15 protein-coding genes and 1 pseudogene are annotated in these 14061 nt (G+C 62.3%); 9 read left to right on the plus strand and 7 right to left on the minus strand.

The window, feature by feature from the left end:
* The 7 genes and pseudogenes from HP499_RS12170 to HP499_RS12200 all read left to right on the plus strand — a co-directional run.
* Positions 1 to 216 (plus strand): annotated as a pseudogene (locus tag HP499_RS12170) (polysaccharide deacetylase family protein); the annotation flags it as partial.
* Between the two features lie 40 nt (positions 217 to 256).
* Positions 257 to 667, plus strand: coding sequence for an MmcQ/YjbR family DNA-binding protein (locus HP499_RS12175; RefSeq protein ID WP_172324316.1), 411 nt, complete (start codon positions 257 to 259; stop codon positions 665 to 667).
* A gap of 96 nt (positions 668 to 763) precedes the next feature.
* Positions 764 to 1390, plus strand: a complete 627-nt coding sequence (locus tag HP499_RS12180) for a hypothetical protein (protein WP_172324317.1) — start codon at positions 764 to 766, stop codon at positions 1388 to 1390.
* 176 nt (positions 1391 to 1566) lie between these two features.
* A complete protein-coding gene (gene ngcE, locus HP499_RS12185; protein ID WP_172324318.1) occupies positions 1567 to 2976 on the plus strand; it encodes an N-acetylglucosamine/diacetylchitobiose ABC transporter substrate-binding protein in 1410 nt (469 codons plus the stop codon).
* A 5-nt stretch (positions 2977 to 2981) separates the two neighbouring features.
* A complete protein-coding gene (locus HP499_RS12190) occupies positions 2982 to 3998 on the plus strand; it encodes a sugar ABC transporter permease (RefSeq protein WP_309138383.1) in 1017 nt (338 codons plus the stop codon).
* Positions 3998 to 4891: a carbohydrate ABC transporter permease gene (locus HP499_RS12195; RefSeq protein ID WP_172324320.1), complete on the plus strand. Its 894-nt coding sequence runs from the start codon at positions 3998 to 4000 to the stop codon at positions 4889 to 4891. Before HP499_RS12190 ends, HP499_RS12195 begins: the two co-directional genes overlap by 1 nt.
* A 133-nt stretch (positions 4892 to 5024) precedes the next feature.
* Positions 5025 to 5345 (plus strand): putative quinol monooxygenase, encoded by a 321-nt coding sequence (locus HP499_RS12200; RefSeq protein ID WP_172324321.1) that lies wholly within the window; start codon positions 5025 to 5027, stop codon positions 5343 to 5345.
* A 66-nt stretch (positions 5346 to 5411) separates the two neighbouring features.
* On the opposite strand, the gene HP499_RS12205 is transcribed toward HP499_RS12200, so the two are convergent.
* From HP499_RS12205 to HP499_RS12230, 6 genes are read right to left on the minus strand one after another with little or no spacing between them, the layout of a single operon-like run.
* Positions 5412 to 5936, minus strand: coding sequence for a flavin reductase family protein (locus HP499_RS12205; RefSeq protein ID WP_172324322.1), 525 nt, complete (start codon positions 5934 to 5936; stop codon positions 5412 to 5414).
* A gap of 1 nt (position 5937) precedes the next feature.
* Complete coding sequence (locus HP499_RS12210) at positions 5938 to 6309, minus strand: cupin domain-containing protein (protein WP_172324323.1); 372 nt, start codon at positions 6307 to 6309, stop codon at positions 5938 to 5940.
* Between the two features lie 2 nt (positions 6310 to 6311).
* Positions 6312 to 7784, minus strand: coding sequence for a 4-hydroxyphenylacetate 3-hydroxylase family protein (locus HP499_RS12215; protein WP_172324324.1), 1473 nt, complete (start codon positions 7782 to 7784; stop codon positions 6312 to 6314).
* On the minus strand, positions 7781 to 8467 hold the full coding sequence (locus tag HP499_RS12220; RefSeq protein ID WP_172324325.1) for a DUF2848 family protein: 687 nt from the start codon (positions 8465 to 8467) through the stop codon (positions 7781 to 7783). The genes HP499_RS12215 and HP499_RS12220 overlap by 4 nt, the downstream gene beginning before the upstream one ends.
* A 35-nt stretch (positions 8468 to 8502) precedes the next feature.
* Positions 8503 to 9297, minus strand: a complete 795-nt coding sequence (locus tag HP499_RS12225) for a carbon-nitrogen family hydrolase (RefSeq protein ID WP_172324326.1) — start codon at positions 9295 to 9297, stop codon at positions 8503 to 8505.
* Positions 9294 to 10661, minus strand: coding sequence for an MFS transporter (locus tag HP499_RS12230; RefSeq protein WP_172324327.1), 1368 nt, complete (start codon positions 10659 to 10661; stop codon positions 9294 to 9296). Before HP499_RS12230 ends, HP499_RS12225 begins: the two co-directional genes overlap by 4 nt.
* A 219-nt stretch (positions 10662 to 10880) precedes the next feature.
* Here HP499_RS12230 and HP499_RS12235 point away from each other — a divergent pair, with 219 nt between their 5' ends.
* Positions 10881 to 11522, plus strand: a complete 642-nt coding sequence (locus HP499_RS12235) for a GntR family transcriptional regulator (RefSeq protein WP_172324328.1) — start codon at positions 10881 to 10883, stop codon at positions 11520 to 11522.
* A 6-nt stretch (positions 11523 to 11528) separates the two neighbouring features.
* Here HP499_RS12235 and HP499_RS12240 read toward each other — a convergent pair whose 3' ends face one another.
* Positions 11529 to 11822: a DUF503 domain-containing protein gene (locus HP499_RS12240; protein WP_159705695.1), complete on the minus strand. Its 294-nt coding sequence runs from the start codon at positions 11820 to 11822 to the stop codon at positions 11529 to 11531.
* A 159-nt stretch (positions 11823 to 11981) separates the two neighbouring features.
* On the opposite strand from HP499_RS12240, the gene HP499_RS12245 reads away from it, so the two are divergent.
* Positions 11982 to 13991 carry a cellulose biosynthesis cyclic di-GMP-binding regulatory protein BcsB gene (locus HP499_RS12245; protein ID WP_309138384.1) on the plus strand — a complete coding sequence of 670 codons (2010 nt, stop codon included), beginning with the start codon at positions 11982 to 11984 and terminating at the stop codon, positions 13989 to 13991.
* The last annotated feature ends 70 nt before the right edge of the window (positions 13992 to 14061 follow it).

Here is a 14061-nt window from a genome sequence, read left to right on the forward strand (position 1 = left end):
GTGGCTGACGCAGGGATGAAGGCGATAGTGACGTGGGAAGCCAAGGCGAACGCCGGGAAGATGGACTACCAAGTGGGCAACTCCTTGCGCCCCGGTGACATCGTGCTCATGCATTTCCGTGCCGAGTTTGCCGCGGACCTCGCTGCTTTCCGGGCTGCCCAGCTGGCCGCGGGGCTGGAAGTGGTGTTGCTGGAGGACTTCCTGGGCGTTGCGTAGGCGCCGCGCCGGTGTGATGGGAAACCAGTAGGCTCGCTCCATGGACGTTTCCACCCTTCGCGAGATTTGCCTCGGTTTTCCGGGCGCGTTCGAAGACTTCCCGTTCGGTCCCGAGACTTCGGTGTTCAAGGTCCGTTCCGCCGTCGCGGGTGGTTCGCGCCAGGAGGCCAAGATGTTCGCTCTTTCCACCATGGATCCGGACAACTGGTCCGTGAGCCTGAAGTGCGAGCCGGCGTTGGCGGAGCAACTCCGGGCAGCCAACCCTGAAATCACCGGCGCCTGGCATATGAACAAGACCCATTGGAACGGTGTGCGACTGGACGGGGCCCTGGCCGATGACATGATCCGGGACATGGTGGAGGACTCGTACGACCTCGTGGTGGCCACCCTGAGCCGCAAGCAGCAAGAGCAGCTTGGTTGGGCCCGGCTCGCAAACCCAAAGGGCAACTGACACGCCTGCGCACACCCTCCCCACGGCGCTGACATGGGACTAGATTGATACTGCATACCTAAGGACCTCAGCCACGGGCTGGTCAGGAGCGGTTTGATGCTGGATCAGAAGACACTGGACCACCTATGGAATTTTCGCGATCCGGCAGCCTCGGAGGCCGCGTTCCGCGCCGCAATGATCGAGGACACGTACGACGCCGATGAACGCGCTGAGCTGGCAACCCAGCTTGGGCGGGCCATCAGCCTGCAGGGCCGATACGAGGAAGCCGATGCGCTCCTGGACGGCATCGACGACGACGAGCCAACAGTAGGTGTTCGTATCCTCCTTGAGCGCGGCCGGGTTCTGAACGCCGGCGGACGTCCGGCCATGGCTGTGCCACTCCTGGAGCAGGCAGCGGAGTTGGCGGACCATCTTGGTGAGGAATTCCTGGCTGTGGATGCACTCCACATGCTCTCCCTCGCCGATGACGCGCATGCCGAAGTGTGGATGCGAAGTGCCCTCGAATATGCCTCCACGGCCCATGATGAGCGAACTAAGCACTGGATGATTGTTTTGCACGTTGCTCTTGGCACGTTTCTGCGGGGTAAAAAGCGGCTCACGGAGGCCCTGGTGGAGTTCCAATTGGCCGAACAATGGGCGGAACGACTGGGATCCGAGGCCCATGGAGCTTTGGCCCGGGAAGCCATCACCGAGTGCGGAAAGGCGCTCGCGGAGGGACCGTAGAAAGATCACGCTTTGACAAATGTTGATCGAAACTGCCGCGAAATATTGATTTTCGATCATTCGTGGTGAATTATGTCACAGAAGGTTGGTGCTGCCAGAGCGCCAACCCAGACTGTCTGACTGAACGGCTTTCCCGCCGCAACAGTCGACACTACGAGTCACTGGAGGGTTTAGAAATGAACGTTCAGCACCAGTCCGTCGGTCGCCGTGGATTCCTGCGCGGAGCACTCGCTGCAGCCGTGCTCGTGCCCATGGGGGGAACCATTGCTTCATGCGCCGCAGGTGGCGGCACCACAACCACCGGCCCCACGGGCACCGTCTCCGAGACCAACCCGTTCGGCATGGCAGACAAGGCCGCCCTCGACGCCGTGATCTTCAAGGGTGGCTACGGGATCGACTACGTCGAGTTCGCCGGCAAGATCTTCGAAAAGACGCATGAGGGCTCCACCGCCAAGATTTCCCCGTCCACGGATATCGCCCAGGAACTCCAGCCGCGCTTCGTCGGTGGCAACCCGCCGGACCTGATCGACAACTCCGGCGCGAAGGCGATCGGCTTCAGCACCATCCTTGCCCAGCTTGAAGACCTCACCAGCGTTGTGGAGGCCAAGAACCTTGAGGGCAAGGTCATCAAGGACACCCTGTACACAGGCGTACTGGCTCCGGGCACTTTTGACGGCAAGCTTGCCGCACTGAACTACGTCCTGACCGTCTTTGCCGTGTGGTACTCCGATTCCCTCCTCAAGGAGAACGGCTGGACCGTTCCCAAGACCTGGGATGAGATGTACGCGCTCGGCGAGCAGGCCAAGGCCAAGGGCAAGTACCTCTTCGTCTGGGGCAAGGAAGCGGCCACGTACTACCAGGAACTGGCCATCGCCTCCGCCATCAAGGAAGGCGGCGACGACGTTCGCCTCGCCTTGGAGAACCTCAAGGCAGATTGCTGGTCGCACCCGGCCATCCAGTCCGTCTTCACGGCCCTGGACAAGATCGTCAAGGCCGGCTTCTTCAAGCCCGGCGGCTCCGGCACGCAGTTCACGGCCGCCCAGGCACAGTGGAGCAACGCCCAGGAGGCTGTGTTCTACCCCTCGGGTTCCTGGATCGAAAACGAAATGAAGGACCAGACCAAGGCCGGCTTCAACATGATGGGCGCCCCGGCCCCGTCCGTGAGTGCCAGCCCCAAGATGCCGCAGACAGCACTCCACAGCGCTGCAGGCGAGCCGTTCATTGTTCCGAGCCAGGGCAAGAACGCCGCCGGAGGCAAGGAACTGCTCCGGATCATGCTCTCCAAGGAAGCGGCTACCAACTTCGCCAAAACCAAGCTCGCGCCCACGATCGTCAAGGACACCGTCCCGGCCGATGGTTTCGGGTCCACAGCCCTGGTTTCGCAGACGAAGATGCTCAGTGACGCCGGCGAGGACATCTACACCTGGAACTTCATCGACCTTTACGGCACCAACAAGGACCAGCTGGTGGTTTGGAACACCTTCCTGGACGGCAAGTCCGACGTTGCAACCCTCACCTCCGCACTCCAGAACATCACCGACAAGGTCCGCAACGACAGCTCGGTCAAGAAGATCGAAGTGAAGTGACGTCAGTGAAAACTCAGCAGAGCCGGAACGACGACGGCCTGGCCGCCGTCGTTCCGGCGCCGGCTCCACCGCAAGTGATTAAGCGGCGGCGGAAGCCGTTGACGTGGGACAAGGTCAGTTTCTTTGCGGTCTTCCTCGGACTGCCGTTGGCGATCTACCTCTTGTTCGTCATTTGGCCGTTCATCCAGGCCTTCGGATACTCGCTGACGGACTGGTCCGGTTTTTCGCCGAACCAGAACTTCATCGGCCTTGAAAACTATGTGAAGATCTTTACCGATGACATCTTCATGAAGGCAATGTCCAACAACATCGTCCTGGTGATCTTCCTCCCGATCATCACCATCATCCTGAGCTTGGTGCTTGCCTCGCTGGTGACAGTGGGTGGAAGCAGCAAAGGCCAGATCAAGGGTTTGCGCAATTCCAGCTTCTACCGCGTGGTCTCGTTCTTCCCGTACACCATTCCCGCAGTGGCCATTGGCATCATGTGGGGGCAGATCTACGATCCCTCCGGTGGTCTGCTGAACGGCATCCTGACCGGAATGGGCCTGGACCAGTTCAAGGACTTCGCCTGGCTGGGTGATAAAAACACCGCCATGATCGCCACCATGTTCGTGATCGTGTGGGGCTTTGTGGGCTTCTACATGGTCTTGTTCGTGGCCGGCATCAAAGGCATTCCTGCCGAGCTTTTCGAAGCCGCCAGGATCGACGGCGCGGGCCGCTTCCGCACCGCAATGTCCATCACCATCCCGCTGATCCGCGACAACATCCAGACCGCCTACATCTACATGGGCATCCTGGCCTTGGATGCGTTCGTCTACATGGCTGCGCTGAATTCCGGCGGTGGCCCGGACAACTCCACGCTGGTCATGGCACAGCAGCTCTTCTTCACTGCCTTCAGTAAGGGCCAGTTCGGCCTCGCCAGCGCCATGGGCGTTGTGCTGGCGGTTGCCACGCTGATCTTCTCCGGATTGGCGTTCCTGGTCAACCGGCTCACCGGCGGCGATAAGGATGTGAGCCTGTAATGAGTACCAAAGTCTCAACGCCGGAAATGAAGTCACTGCACTTCCAGCCCCGGACCCCGGCAACCACCAAGGGCGACAAAGTGGTGGGAGCGGTGTCCCACACCGCGCTGACCATCTGGACCTTGATCGTTATCCTGCCGCTCCTGTGGACGTTCATGTCCTCGTTCAAGACGTCCAGCGAGATCTTTGCTTCACCGTTCGCTTTGCCCGGTGAATGGAAGCTGGACAACTACGTCAAGGCCTGGAGCGACGCCGGCATCGGCAGCGCCTTCCTGAACTCGATCGTCGTAGTGGCGGCAGCGCTGGTCATTGTCATGGTCCTCGGTGCCATGTGTGCCTACGTGCTGGCCCGGTACACCTTCCGTGGCAGCAGGGCCATCTACTATCTGATGCTCGCCGGGCTGACGTTCCCGATCTTCCTCGCCATGGTGCCGTTGTTCTTCGTGCTGAAGAACATGGGGCTCCTGAACACCCTGCCCGGCCTGATCCTGGTGTACGTGGGCTTCGCGCTTCCGTTCACGGTGTTCTTCCTGTTCTCCTTCTTCAAATCGCTGCCGCACGAAATCACTGAAGCGGCGGCCCTTGATGGGGCAGGGGAGTGGCGGACGTTCTTCCAGGTGATGTTGCCGATGGCCAAGCCGGGCCTTGCCTCGGTTGCCATCTTCAACTTCCTGGGCCTGTGGAACCAGTTCCTGATTCCGGTGTCCATCAACGCTGCCGGCCCGCGCGTCCTTTCCCAGGAACTCGCAGCCTTCGCGGGTCAAATGGGCTACGCCGTGGACTACGGCGCACTGTTCGCAGCAGTCAGCGTTACGGTCATTCCGGTGCTCATCGTGTACGTGATCTTCCAGCGCCAGCTGCAGGGTTCCGTTTCGCAGGGCACCTCCAAGTAGTTCGAAAAGTAGTGCACCCCAGCTAAGAAGCAGCGTTCGACGGCGGTTCCCACCTTTTGGTCGGGGGCCGCCGTCGGGCGTTAAACCTGAAAAGATAAAACGGAATCTGTAGTGCAACGAAAGGCAGCAGCCCGTGATCTTCATTGTGGTCAAGTTCAACGTCAAGCCCGACTGGTCAGAGCGCTGGCTGGACCTGGTGGCCGACTTCACCGAGGCGACCCGCGCTGAACCCGGCAACCTGTGGTTCGACTGGTCCCGCAGTGTGGACAACCCCCACGAGTTCGTCCTGGTGGAAGCCTTCGAAGACGATGCCGCCGAGGCCCACGTCAACAGCGATCACTTCAAGAAGGCCATGGCGGACATGCCCCAGGCCTTGGTGGAGACCCCCCACATCATCAGCCGCCAGTTCGAAGGCAGCGGCTGGGACCGCATGGGTGAGCTGACCATCGCGTAGGGGGAAGCAACAAAGGGGCGGTGCCGGACTCGTTGAGCCCGGCACCGCCTGCTTAAGCACTACTTCTCAGAACATCCAGGGGATCTCGGCGTGACCGAAGTCGCTGAACGAGCCGAAACGTCCCGCCTTGAACGCCAGCACCTCGCCGTCCCGGTCCCGGCACGTGGTGACCTGGCCGAAGAAGACCTGGTGATCGCCGACGTCGTACTGCTGCACCACGCTGCAGTCCGCCTGGGCGAGGGCGCCCTTGATGACCGGAAGGCCGTTATCGGTGATGTCGAAGTCGCCGTCGCCGAAGCGGTCCCCGCCGCGGACGGCGAACCGCCGGGCCACGGACTCCTGTTTAGCGCCGAGGATGGACACCGCGAACTTGCCGCTTTCCAGCAACGCCTCGCCGGTGCGGGTGCCGAAGTTCAGCGAGATCATCAGAATGGGTGGTTCCAGGCTGATGGACGTCAGCGAGCTGATGGTCATCCCGTATTGCTCGTCCTTGTGCTGGGTGGTGACCACGGCGACGCCGGTGAGGAAACGGCCCATCGCGCGGCGCATCCCCATGGCGTCGGGAATGGTGAAGGCTGGTGCCAGGCTCATGTCAGTTGCTCCGCTCCGCTGGTGCTGGATCCGTGTAGTACCGGACTTCGAACATCTTTGCGCCGTTCTCCGACACCCACGGACCGTGTTCCATGCCCGGCGGACGGGTGGCCCAGTCACCGGCCTTGAAGGTCCTGCCGAGGCGTTGGTCCACGAATGAACCCTCGAAAATGAAGACCTCTTCCCAGAAATCGTGCGTGAGGACGCCGTTGGGGGACGTGTCCGTGCCGGGCTCGAACTTGAGGATCCGGGTGACGCTGTCGTTGTCCGAATCCCGGGCAAGGATCGCTTCGGAGAGACCCTCGATGTGCGGTGTACAGGGTGCGAAGTCCACCGACGATACGGGGGTGAACTCGAATTCGGGCTTTGCCATGGTCAGATCCCCTCCGATGCGGTGTTGCCGTCGATGCCATAGGAACCCAGGAACGTGTCCAACTCGGCCACCAGCGCGTCATAGCCGTAGTTCCGGTAGGTGTAGGCGCCACGGACCACGAAGGGCGCGCCGGCGTAAAACATCTCGTACTGCTGGTGGCGGCCGGCGAACTCGGATCCGATGATGTCCCAGGCCAGTTTGAAGAGTTTGACGCGCTCCTCGCTGGTGACGCCGGGAGATTGGACATAGCGTTCCATATCCGGCCGGGTCACGCTGCTGGTCATGTCGGCAACGCTGGACGGCAACTGCAGGACGCCGCCGCCCACCAGGTCCCTGAGGATCGAGATCACGCGGGGGTAGGTTTCGGACTGCAAGCCCATAGCACCGTAAAGGGCGCTCTTTCCGGGAACCCTCATGCCGGCGTCGTCCGTTGTTGCCGTGTATTCCGCGGCGAGAACCGCTGATTCAACGGACTGCACGATTGCGGCGAGTTCGCCGAGCTTCTCCTGGACGCCGGGGATCTTGTCCGTGCCGTTGACCTGCGTTACTTTGCGGGCCACTGAGGCGATGAACTTCAGCTTGGTGGAGAACCGGATCTGGGCCTGCCAGTTACCCAGTGCGTGGGCGCCGGTGTCGAAGAACTGGCGGCGCAAGGTGTCGATGTTCCGGTTGATGAACACGCGGTCCCAGGGAATGAGCACGTCGTCGAAGACCACCAGCGCGTCGGGTTCGTCGTAGTGGCTGGTCAGCGGGTAGTCGAAATCGCTGGTCGCGGCCGGGGCGAACGGGCGGCGGCAGTAGAGCTTCAGGCCGTCTGTGGCTACGGGGATGGCGAAGCTGACGGCGAAGTCCACGTCGTCCGGGCCCAGGGGCTTGATGCAGGTGACGAAGACTTCGTCCGCGATCGCGGCGCCCGTGGCAAGCATCTGTGAGCCGCGGACAACAATGCCCGCCTCGGTTTCACGCACGACGCCGACCTGCAGGTATTCGCCTTCCCAGCCGGACGCTGTGGTTGCGCGGGAAACCTGCGGGGGAATGATCGCGTAGGAAAGGTACAGGTTCTCGGACAGGATCTTCTTGTAGTACCGTTCCACGTTCCCGGCGAAGTCACGTTCCTCGTTCTTGAAGACGTCCGGGTGGGAACCGAATGCTGCGAAGAAGGTCCCCACATGGTCAGGGCTGCGGCCTACCCAGCCGTGCGTGTGCTTGGCCCACTTTTCGATTGCTTGGCGCCGCAAGACGAGTTCCTCCTGCGTACGGGGAGCGGCGAAGGTCCGGTTGGCCGGACCGTCGATCTCTTCGGAGTGGAACTGCATTCCGTTGGCGGGATCGGCTGCGATGTCGAACAGCTCGGACATGGTCCGGGCAACCTTCGCGAAGGCCGGGTGTTCCAGGACGTTGCCGACTACCTCGCCATCGAGGATCACCGTCCGGCCGTCGTTCAGGGACTTCAAATACTGCTTACCGGTTCTCATCGAAGTGAGCCTTTCTTGATTTTGTAGTTATGTTCAATGGTGGTCCCATTCGGGAACGAGAGCTCCAACTTCCAGGAAGTTCCATCCACGAACTTTCCATCCAGCAACGGCAGGGTGCCGCCAAGGCACATGAAGTCGGCGTCGCCGATGTCGGTACGGTCCAGAAGGCGCTCGACGACGTCGGCCGGCTTGCGCAGGCCGCTCAGCGAACCCTCCTGGTATAGGGTTCCGTCAACCCAGGTGCGTGCGGTGCATTGGTCGAGGTCAAGGTCTTCCAGCGATTCGACGGCGATGACCTCAGTGGCGACAGGTTTGGGACAGGCACGCTTGGAGTCTCCAATGTCCCGGGCTTCAATGTCCCGGTCCGTGTGGTCCGAGCCGATCCCGAGGTAGTACTGACCGTTGTGGCGGATATAGAGAGGCTCAATCTCACCGGAGGTCAGGTTCTCCGAGGTGTCATGCTCGCCCGCCGTGTCGAACAGATCCGAGTCCATCCGATAGAACATGGGGACCTCTGGCGGTGGAGCCACCCCGATGGCTGCCAGTTCATCGATGTGGTGCTGGACTGCTTTCGGATCCCGGCCTGTGTAACCGGCCACCACTCCGTGGAAATCCGTGACCACGATGGTCTTCTCTGTGCCCACTACCCGGAAGGTGAGGGGGACTTGCCTTGTTGTTTCCATTCCGTCTCCTTGAGTGTTTCTCAACGGTGTTGGTTCTAAACGGTGAGTGTGTCGTAGGCGGCAAGGCGGTCTCCGATGACGGGGAACTCGCTGCGGACCGCCTGGACCTGAAGGGGATCGATGTCCACCAGCAGCACTGATTCCGCGTCGTCCGCTTCGGCCAGGACGTTGCCGGCGGGGTCCACCACCCGGCTGTGCCCTCCGAGGTCCACACCTTCCTGCGTGCCTGCCGCGTTGCAGGCGATCACGAAGATCTGGTGTTCCAGTGCCCTGGCCGTGGTGAGCAGGCGCCAGTGTTCGCGCCGGGCCGTCGGCCAGGCCGCGGGAACGATCACGATCCCTGCGCCACGGTCGCTCAACTCCATCCACAATCCCGGGAAGCGGAGGTCGTAGCAGGTGATGCCTGTAACCGCCCCAAAGGGCAGGCGAACCACGGGAAGCGAGGACCCGGCTGTCAGCAGGCTCGCCTCTTTGGACTGGTAGCCGAAGACATGGATCTTCCGATACGTGTGGACCACGTTGCCATCAGGGCCCAGCAAAATGGAGGTGTTGCTGAGCCGGCCGTTGTCGCCAGCCTCGATGATGCTGCCGAGATGAAGGTAGACGCCCAGGTCTTTGGCTACCCGTGAGCACATGGTCACTGTGGGGCCGGTGAGCGTCTCTGCCAAGGCCTCGTATTCGTCGAAGTGGAAGTAGCCTGCGCTCCACAGCTCCGGCAGGACGATCAGTTCGGCGCCGTTGATGCCCCGAAGGATGCCTTCCACACGGTCAATGCGGTCTTTGCGGGTTTCGGAGTCCGGGCTGGCTACCTGGACGAGTGCGATTTTCATGCTTTTTCCTTTGCCGGGGTGCCGTATGATTCGTTGTCCAGGTCGCTGAGGCGAAGGCCCTTGGTTTCCTTGGCAAACAACACCGAGACCATGGAGATCAGGCCCATGGCGGCTAGGTAGATGCCGATCGCGTAGCCCGTGCCAAAAGCGCTGTAGAGGGCCAGGGCAATGATCGGTGACAACGACCCGGCGATCAGTGAGGCCAGGTTGTAGGCCACTGAGGTGCCGCTGTACCGGACGTCGGTGGGGAAGAGTTCGGAGAAGAAGGCACCGATGACCGAGCTGTACGCGGCAAAGATCAGCAGGCCGCCCACGGCAGCTGCGATGATTCCCCAGGTCTGTCCGGTATTGAGCAGGGCGAAGAACGCGAAGGCCCACACCATGGTGGCAATCGACGCTCCGATCAGGATGGGTTTCCGGCCTACCTTGTCCGCGTACAGAGCCAGGATGGGAATGGCGACGACGGCCACGCCCTGCCCGATCATGACGGCCGTGAGGCCCGTCTGCCTCTGCAGCCCCATGATCTGGGTGATGTAGGTAATGATGAACAGCGAATAAATGTAGAAGCCTGCGTTTTCGCCCATCCGGCTGCCGGTGGCGATGAGGATCTCACGCCAGTTGCGGCGGAACAGGATGGTGAGCGGCATCTTCCGTTCCTTGGTGCCTTCGGCTTCGCGCTTCCGCTGTGCTTCCTTGAACAACGGGGTTTCCTGCACGTAGAGCCGCAGGACGAGGCCGATGACCACCAGCAGGGCAGACAAACCGAACGCGATGCGCCAGCCCCATGCCAGGAACTCGCTCTCCGGCATGGTGGCGGCGAGGATGGCCAGGACACCGGCAGCCATCAAGTTGCCCAGGGGCGGTCCCATGTTGGGCCATGATGCCCAGAACGCGCGCCGTGCGCTCTCATTGCTGTGTTCGGAGACGAGGAGGACGGCGCCGCCCCACTCGCCGCCCAAGGCAAATCCCTGGATCAAGCGGAGCAGAAGGAGGAGCAGAGGTGCTGCGAGGCCGATCGCTGCGTACGACGGGATGAAGGCGATGAGGGTGGTGGCGACACCCATGAGCATCAAGCTGGCAACCAAAGTGGCGCGCCGGCCGTGCTTGTCGCCCAAGTGCCCCAGGACTATGGCGCCGATGGGGCGGGCCAGGAAGCCAGCCGCGAACGTCCCGAGTGCCAGCATGGTGCCCACCAGGGGATCGTCGGTGGGGAAGTAGAGCTTGTTGAATACCAGCGCCGCGGCAGTGCCATAGAGGAAGAAGTCGTACCATTCGACGGCCGTGCCAGCCAGGCTCGAAGCAGCCACCACGGGCAAGCTGGAGTGCTTCTGTTGCCTCAGTTCTGCTTTCTTCAAATCGGTCATTGTGGGGATCCTTTGCGATTGGGAGCCGCGTAGCTTCCGGTGAATCGGGCCGCGTATCCCAGGAAAATTGGGGTATTTCCGATGCGTGAGCGGAGTCACTGAACAACACTGTAGACGAGTTGTATACAACCTGTCTATATTTGAAGAAGAAGTTTTCAGGAACGTCCCGAACAGTCCTGAATGCAACTCGTATACTGGGCTACGCGAGAAAGGCTCTGCATGATCCAGATGACCCCCACTGCACAGTCGCAGCCAGAAGTGGCCTACCAGTGGATGAAAAGCTACATCGCAGCCCTCCCTCGCGAGGAAGAAACTTTCCTTAACGAGGGAGTCCTGGCCAAGACCACGGGTACCTCACGAACGCCCGTCCGTGAAGCCCTGTTGCGCCTCGAAGCTGAGGGATTCGTCAAGCGGATCCCGCACAAGGGCGCCTATGTGCCACCCATCTCCGACCCCGATGTCCGCGCCATCCTGCAAGCGAGGTCGGTGGTGGAAAAGTGGGCCGTCTCTGCTGTGGAAACCATGCTTGATGCCCAGATCGATGCCTTCCAGCGCGTCATTGACCAGCAGCAGGAAGCCCGGGTTGATCCCGCAAGGTTCATCGAGCTCGATACCGAGTTCCACACCCTCATGGTCCGTGCAGGCGGCAACCCCGTCCTTGCCGACTTCTACGCCTCACTCCGGCAAAAACAACTGAGGATCGGCGTCAAAGCCGTCTCTCAGGGCACGGATCGCGCCGGAGACGTCCTGCGGGAACACCAATTGATTGTTGACGCGCTCCGCAGCCGAAGCCTGGACGCAGCGCACCAAGCCATCGACGCGCATCTGAATTCCACCCGACTGGCAGTCATCGGGTACTAGGCTCCGCTAGTCCTCGCTATGCAGCTCCCGCTGGCGTGCGCTCAGCAGCTCAAACTCCGGCCGGGCAGCCACGAACCGTTCAACGGCGTCGAGCACTTGCTGCAGGTGTGCGTGGTCCGGGGCCACCAGCGCCGCGCCGATCAAGGCGCGCCGATGCTGGTCCTGGAGCCCGGTCTCTGCAGCAGAGACGTCGAAGCGCCGTTTCAGCTCCGCCACCAGGGGACGGACCATGGAGCGCTTCTCCTTGAGGCTATGGACATCGCCCAAAAGGACATCGAATTCAACCCAGCCGATCCACATGGTTCATTATCGCCGCAGGTCAACGCCATAAGGAATGCGTTCTTGATCGAAACTTGAGCAAACCCAGCAAGGCACCTTGAGTTCGGTTCGGCAGTGTCTATGAGGTTGGCCGTACAACGGCCCGGACCCATTCGCTGCTAGTTACTCAGGACTGACATCGTGCCCCAAACCCCTGCCCGGCCCCGCCCGCGCCTCCACAACCGACCCCAGGCGATCAGGATCCTGCTCGCCTGCGCCGCCACCCTCTCACTGGCCACCGTCAGTGCGCCCGCAGCAACCGCTGCACCTGCACCTGCACCTGCACCCGGACAGGGACCGGCAGTGCGGGCATCCTCCAGCGTTTCCGCACTCGCCGGCCAGACCGAGCAAGTGGTATCGGTGCCAGTGACGGCAGGCTTGGAGCCCACCCGGGTAAAGGGCACCATTCTGGTCTCGGGAAAGCCCGAGGGCACCGTCCGGGCCACTGTCAACGGCCGGGTCATCCTCGAAAGCAACGCAGCAGCCACCGTTCCCCTGGACGAAGCCGTCAGCAATGCCGACGTCGTGGGCCAGCAGCTCACAGTGGGGCTGCAGTTCATTCCGGTCACCCAAACCATGTGCGTCATGTCCACCTCAACCGCCACCCTGAACAACCTGGTGGTGGACGTCAGCGGGACCGCCAAGGTTCCCACCACGGTGGGCGAGTTCTTCCCGGCGTCCGTGCCCGCCGTCGTACTTCCCGTCCCCGCGGATCCCGGTGCCGACGTTTCGGCGGCCATCATGACGGCGTCGGCCGCCATGGCCCAGCGCTACCCGGAGGCCGCGGTCAGCGTAGTCCCCGAAGCCGAACTTGAAACGCGCGTAGCAAACCTTCCGGCGGGCAGCCGGATCCTTAGCGTCATCACCGACCAGGGCGAAACCGCCACCAGGCTGGCCACTGCGGCCGGCTTCCCGCAACTCATCCTCAGCGGCCACGACGAAAAGCTCCGCACCGCAGCCCGCGCGCTCGCCAGCGACAAAACCGCGCTCGCCGTGACGTCCTCGGTCACCGGATTGACCTCGGCATTGCCAGCTGCTGCGGGACTGACCCAAAGCCTCAAGGACCTGGGCAGCTCCACGCTCAAACTCTCCGGCTACGGCACCCCGGAATCGTACGTGGGCGTGAACCAGTCGCAATTCGGCGGCCCGGTTTCGTCCGTGAAAGTCCAGCTGAAAGGCACGCACACTGCGGTCCCGGACAACGCCCAAGCGCAGCTTTCGGTCTTCTGGAACGACTACCTGCTCAGTTCCAGGAACCTCGACGGCGGCGACACCTTCACGGTGGACGCTGAAGTCCCGGCGGGACAGCTTCAGGCAAGGAACGGCCTCCGGATCCGGCTCGCTGCCCTCCCGGCCGGCGGCGACTGCAGCGGCCCCGCAGGCGTCATGCCCATGGAGATCACCCTGGACACCGCAGGCAGCACCCTCACAGCTGTCCGGGGCGGTTCCACCAAGGCCGGCTTCGCCAGGTTCCCCCAGGCTTTTGGACAGAGCGTTCCCGTGGCGTTTGGTGACCACAATGCCCAGGCCAACACCGTCAACGCTGCCACGCTGGTAGCTTCCCTGCAGCGTGACAGCGCTTCCCTGCTTGATACCCGTGTGGTGGGCCTCGAGGAGCTGGCAGCTTCCAGTGAGTCCGGGCTGGTGGTGGGTGCCACCGCCGAGGTTGCCAACAAGCTCTCCGCACCGTTGCGTTTGGCGGAGTTCCGCACCATCTCGCCTGACGACGTCGAGTACGGCGTGGGTGCCTCGGCACCTTATGGCGTGCTGGAGGCCTTTGAAAAGGATGGCCGGGACCTGCTGATGCTCGGCGCCTGGGCGCCGGAGAATGACGCTGCTGCCGCTTCCACGCTCCAGGCATCGTTGGCCGCACATGTGGGTGCTGTTGAAGGTGGTTGGGCATCGCTGTCCCGGAACCTCCTGGTCACCCAACCCTCCGGGACGCCCGTGCTGCTGGAAAGCAACGTGGTGGTTCCGCAGAAGGCAGTCACCGACGATTACCGTCCCTATGCCTGGTGGATCGGCGGGGCAGTGCTGGTGCTGGGCCTGGCCTACGCCGCACGGACCGTGCTCCTGAGGCGGCGTGCCCGGGCGGCGCGGGCCTACGTGGACGCTGAACAGGCGGCGGCCACCCCCGATCATGGCAACTAACGCCTGGGTACGGCTCGGTGCGCCGGTGAAGGGCCGCAAGGTTCCCGGCACTCGAATCGTCGCGGTGGTG

Origin of the sequence: Paenarthrobacter sp. CM16, from assembly GCF_013179505.1 — a bacterium.
Taxonomy (GTDB): domain Bacteria; phylum Actinomycetota; class Actinomycetes; order Actinomycetales; family Micrococcaceae; genus Arthrobacter.

Coding starts and splice junctions, on each gene's coding strand:
- HP499_RS12175 (WP_172324316.1), top strand. CDS start 257: ATGGACGTTTCCACCCTTCGCGAGATTTGCCTCGGTTTTCCGGGCGCG.
- HP499_RS12180 (WP_172324317.1), top strand. CDS start 764: ATGCTGGATCAGAAGACACTGGACCACCTATGGAATTTTCGCGATCCG.
- ngcE (WP_172324318.1), top strand. CDS start 1,567: ATGAACGTTCAGCACCAGTCCGTCGGTCGCCGTGGATTCCTGCGCGGA.
- HP499_RS12195 (WP_172324320.1), top strand. CDS start 3,998: ATGAGTACCAAAGTCTCAACGCCGGAAATGAAGTCACTGCACTTCCAG.
- HP499_RS12205 (WP_172324322.1), bottom strand. CDS start 5,936: ATGAGCCTGGCACCAGCCTTCACCATTCCCGACGCCATGGGGATGCGC.
- HP499_RS12210 (WP_172324323.1), bottom strand. CDS start 6,309: ATGGCAAAGCCCGAATTCGAGTTCACCCCCGTATCGTCGGTGGACTTC.
- HP499_RS12215 (WP_172324324.1), bottom strand. CDS start 7,784: ATGAGAACCGGTAAGCAGTATTTGAAGTCCCTGAACGACGGCCGGACG.
- HP499_RS12220 (WP_172324325.1), bottom strand. CDS start 8,467: ATGGAAACAACAAGGCAAGTCCCCCTCACCTTCCGGGTAGTGGGCACA.
- HP499_RS12225 (WP_172324326.1), bottom strand. CDS start 9,297: ATGAAAATCGCACTCGTCCAGGTAGCCAGCCCGGACTCCGAAACCCGC.
- HP499_RS12230 (WP_172324327.1), bottom strand. CDS start 10,661: ATGACCGATTTGAAGAAAGCAGAACTGAGGCAACAGAAGCACTCCAGC.
- HP499_RS12235 (WP_172324328.1), top strand. CDS start 10,881: ATGATCCAGATGACCCCCACTGCACAGTCGCAGCCAGAAGTGGCCTAC.
- HP499_RS12240 (WP_159705695.1), bottom strand. CDS start 11,822: ATGTGGATCGGCTGGGTTGAATTCGATGTCCTTTTGGGCGATGTCCAT.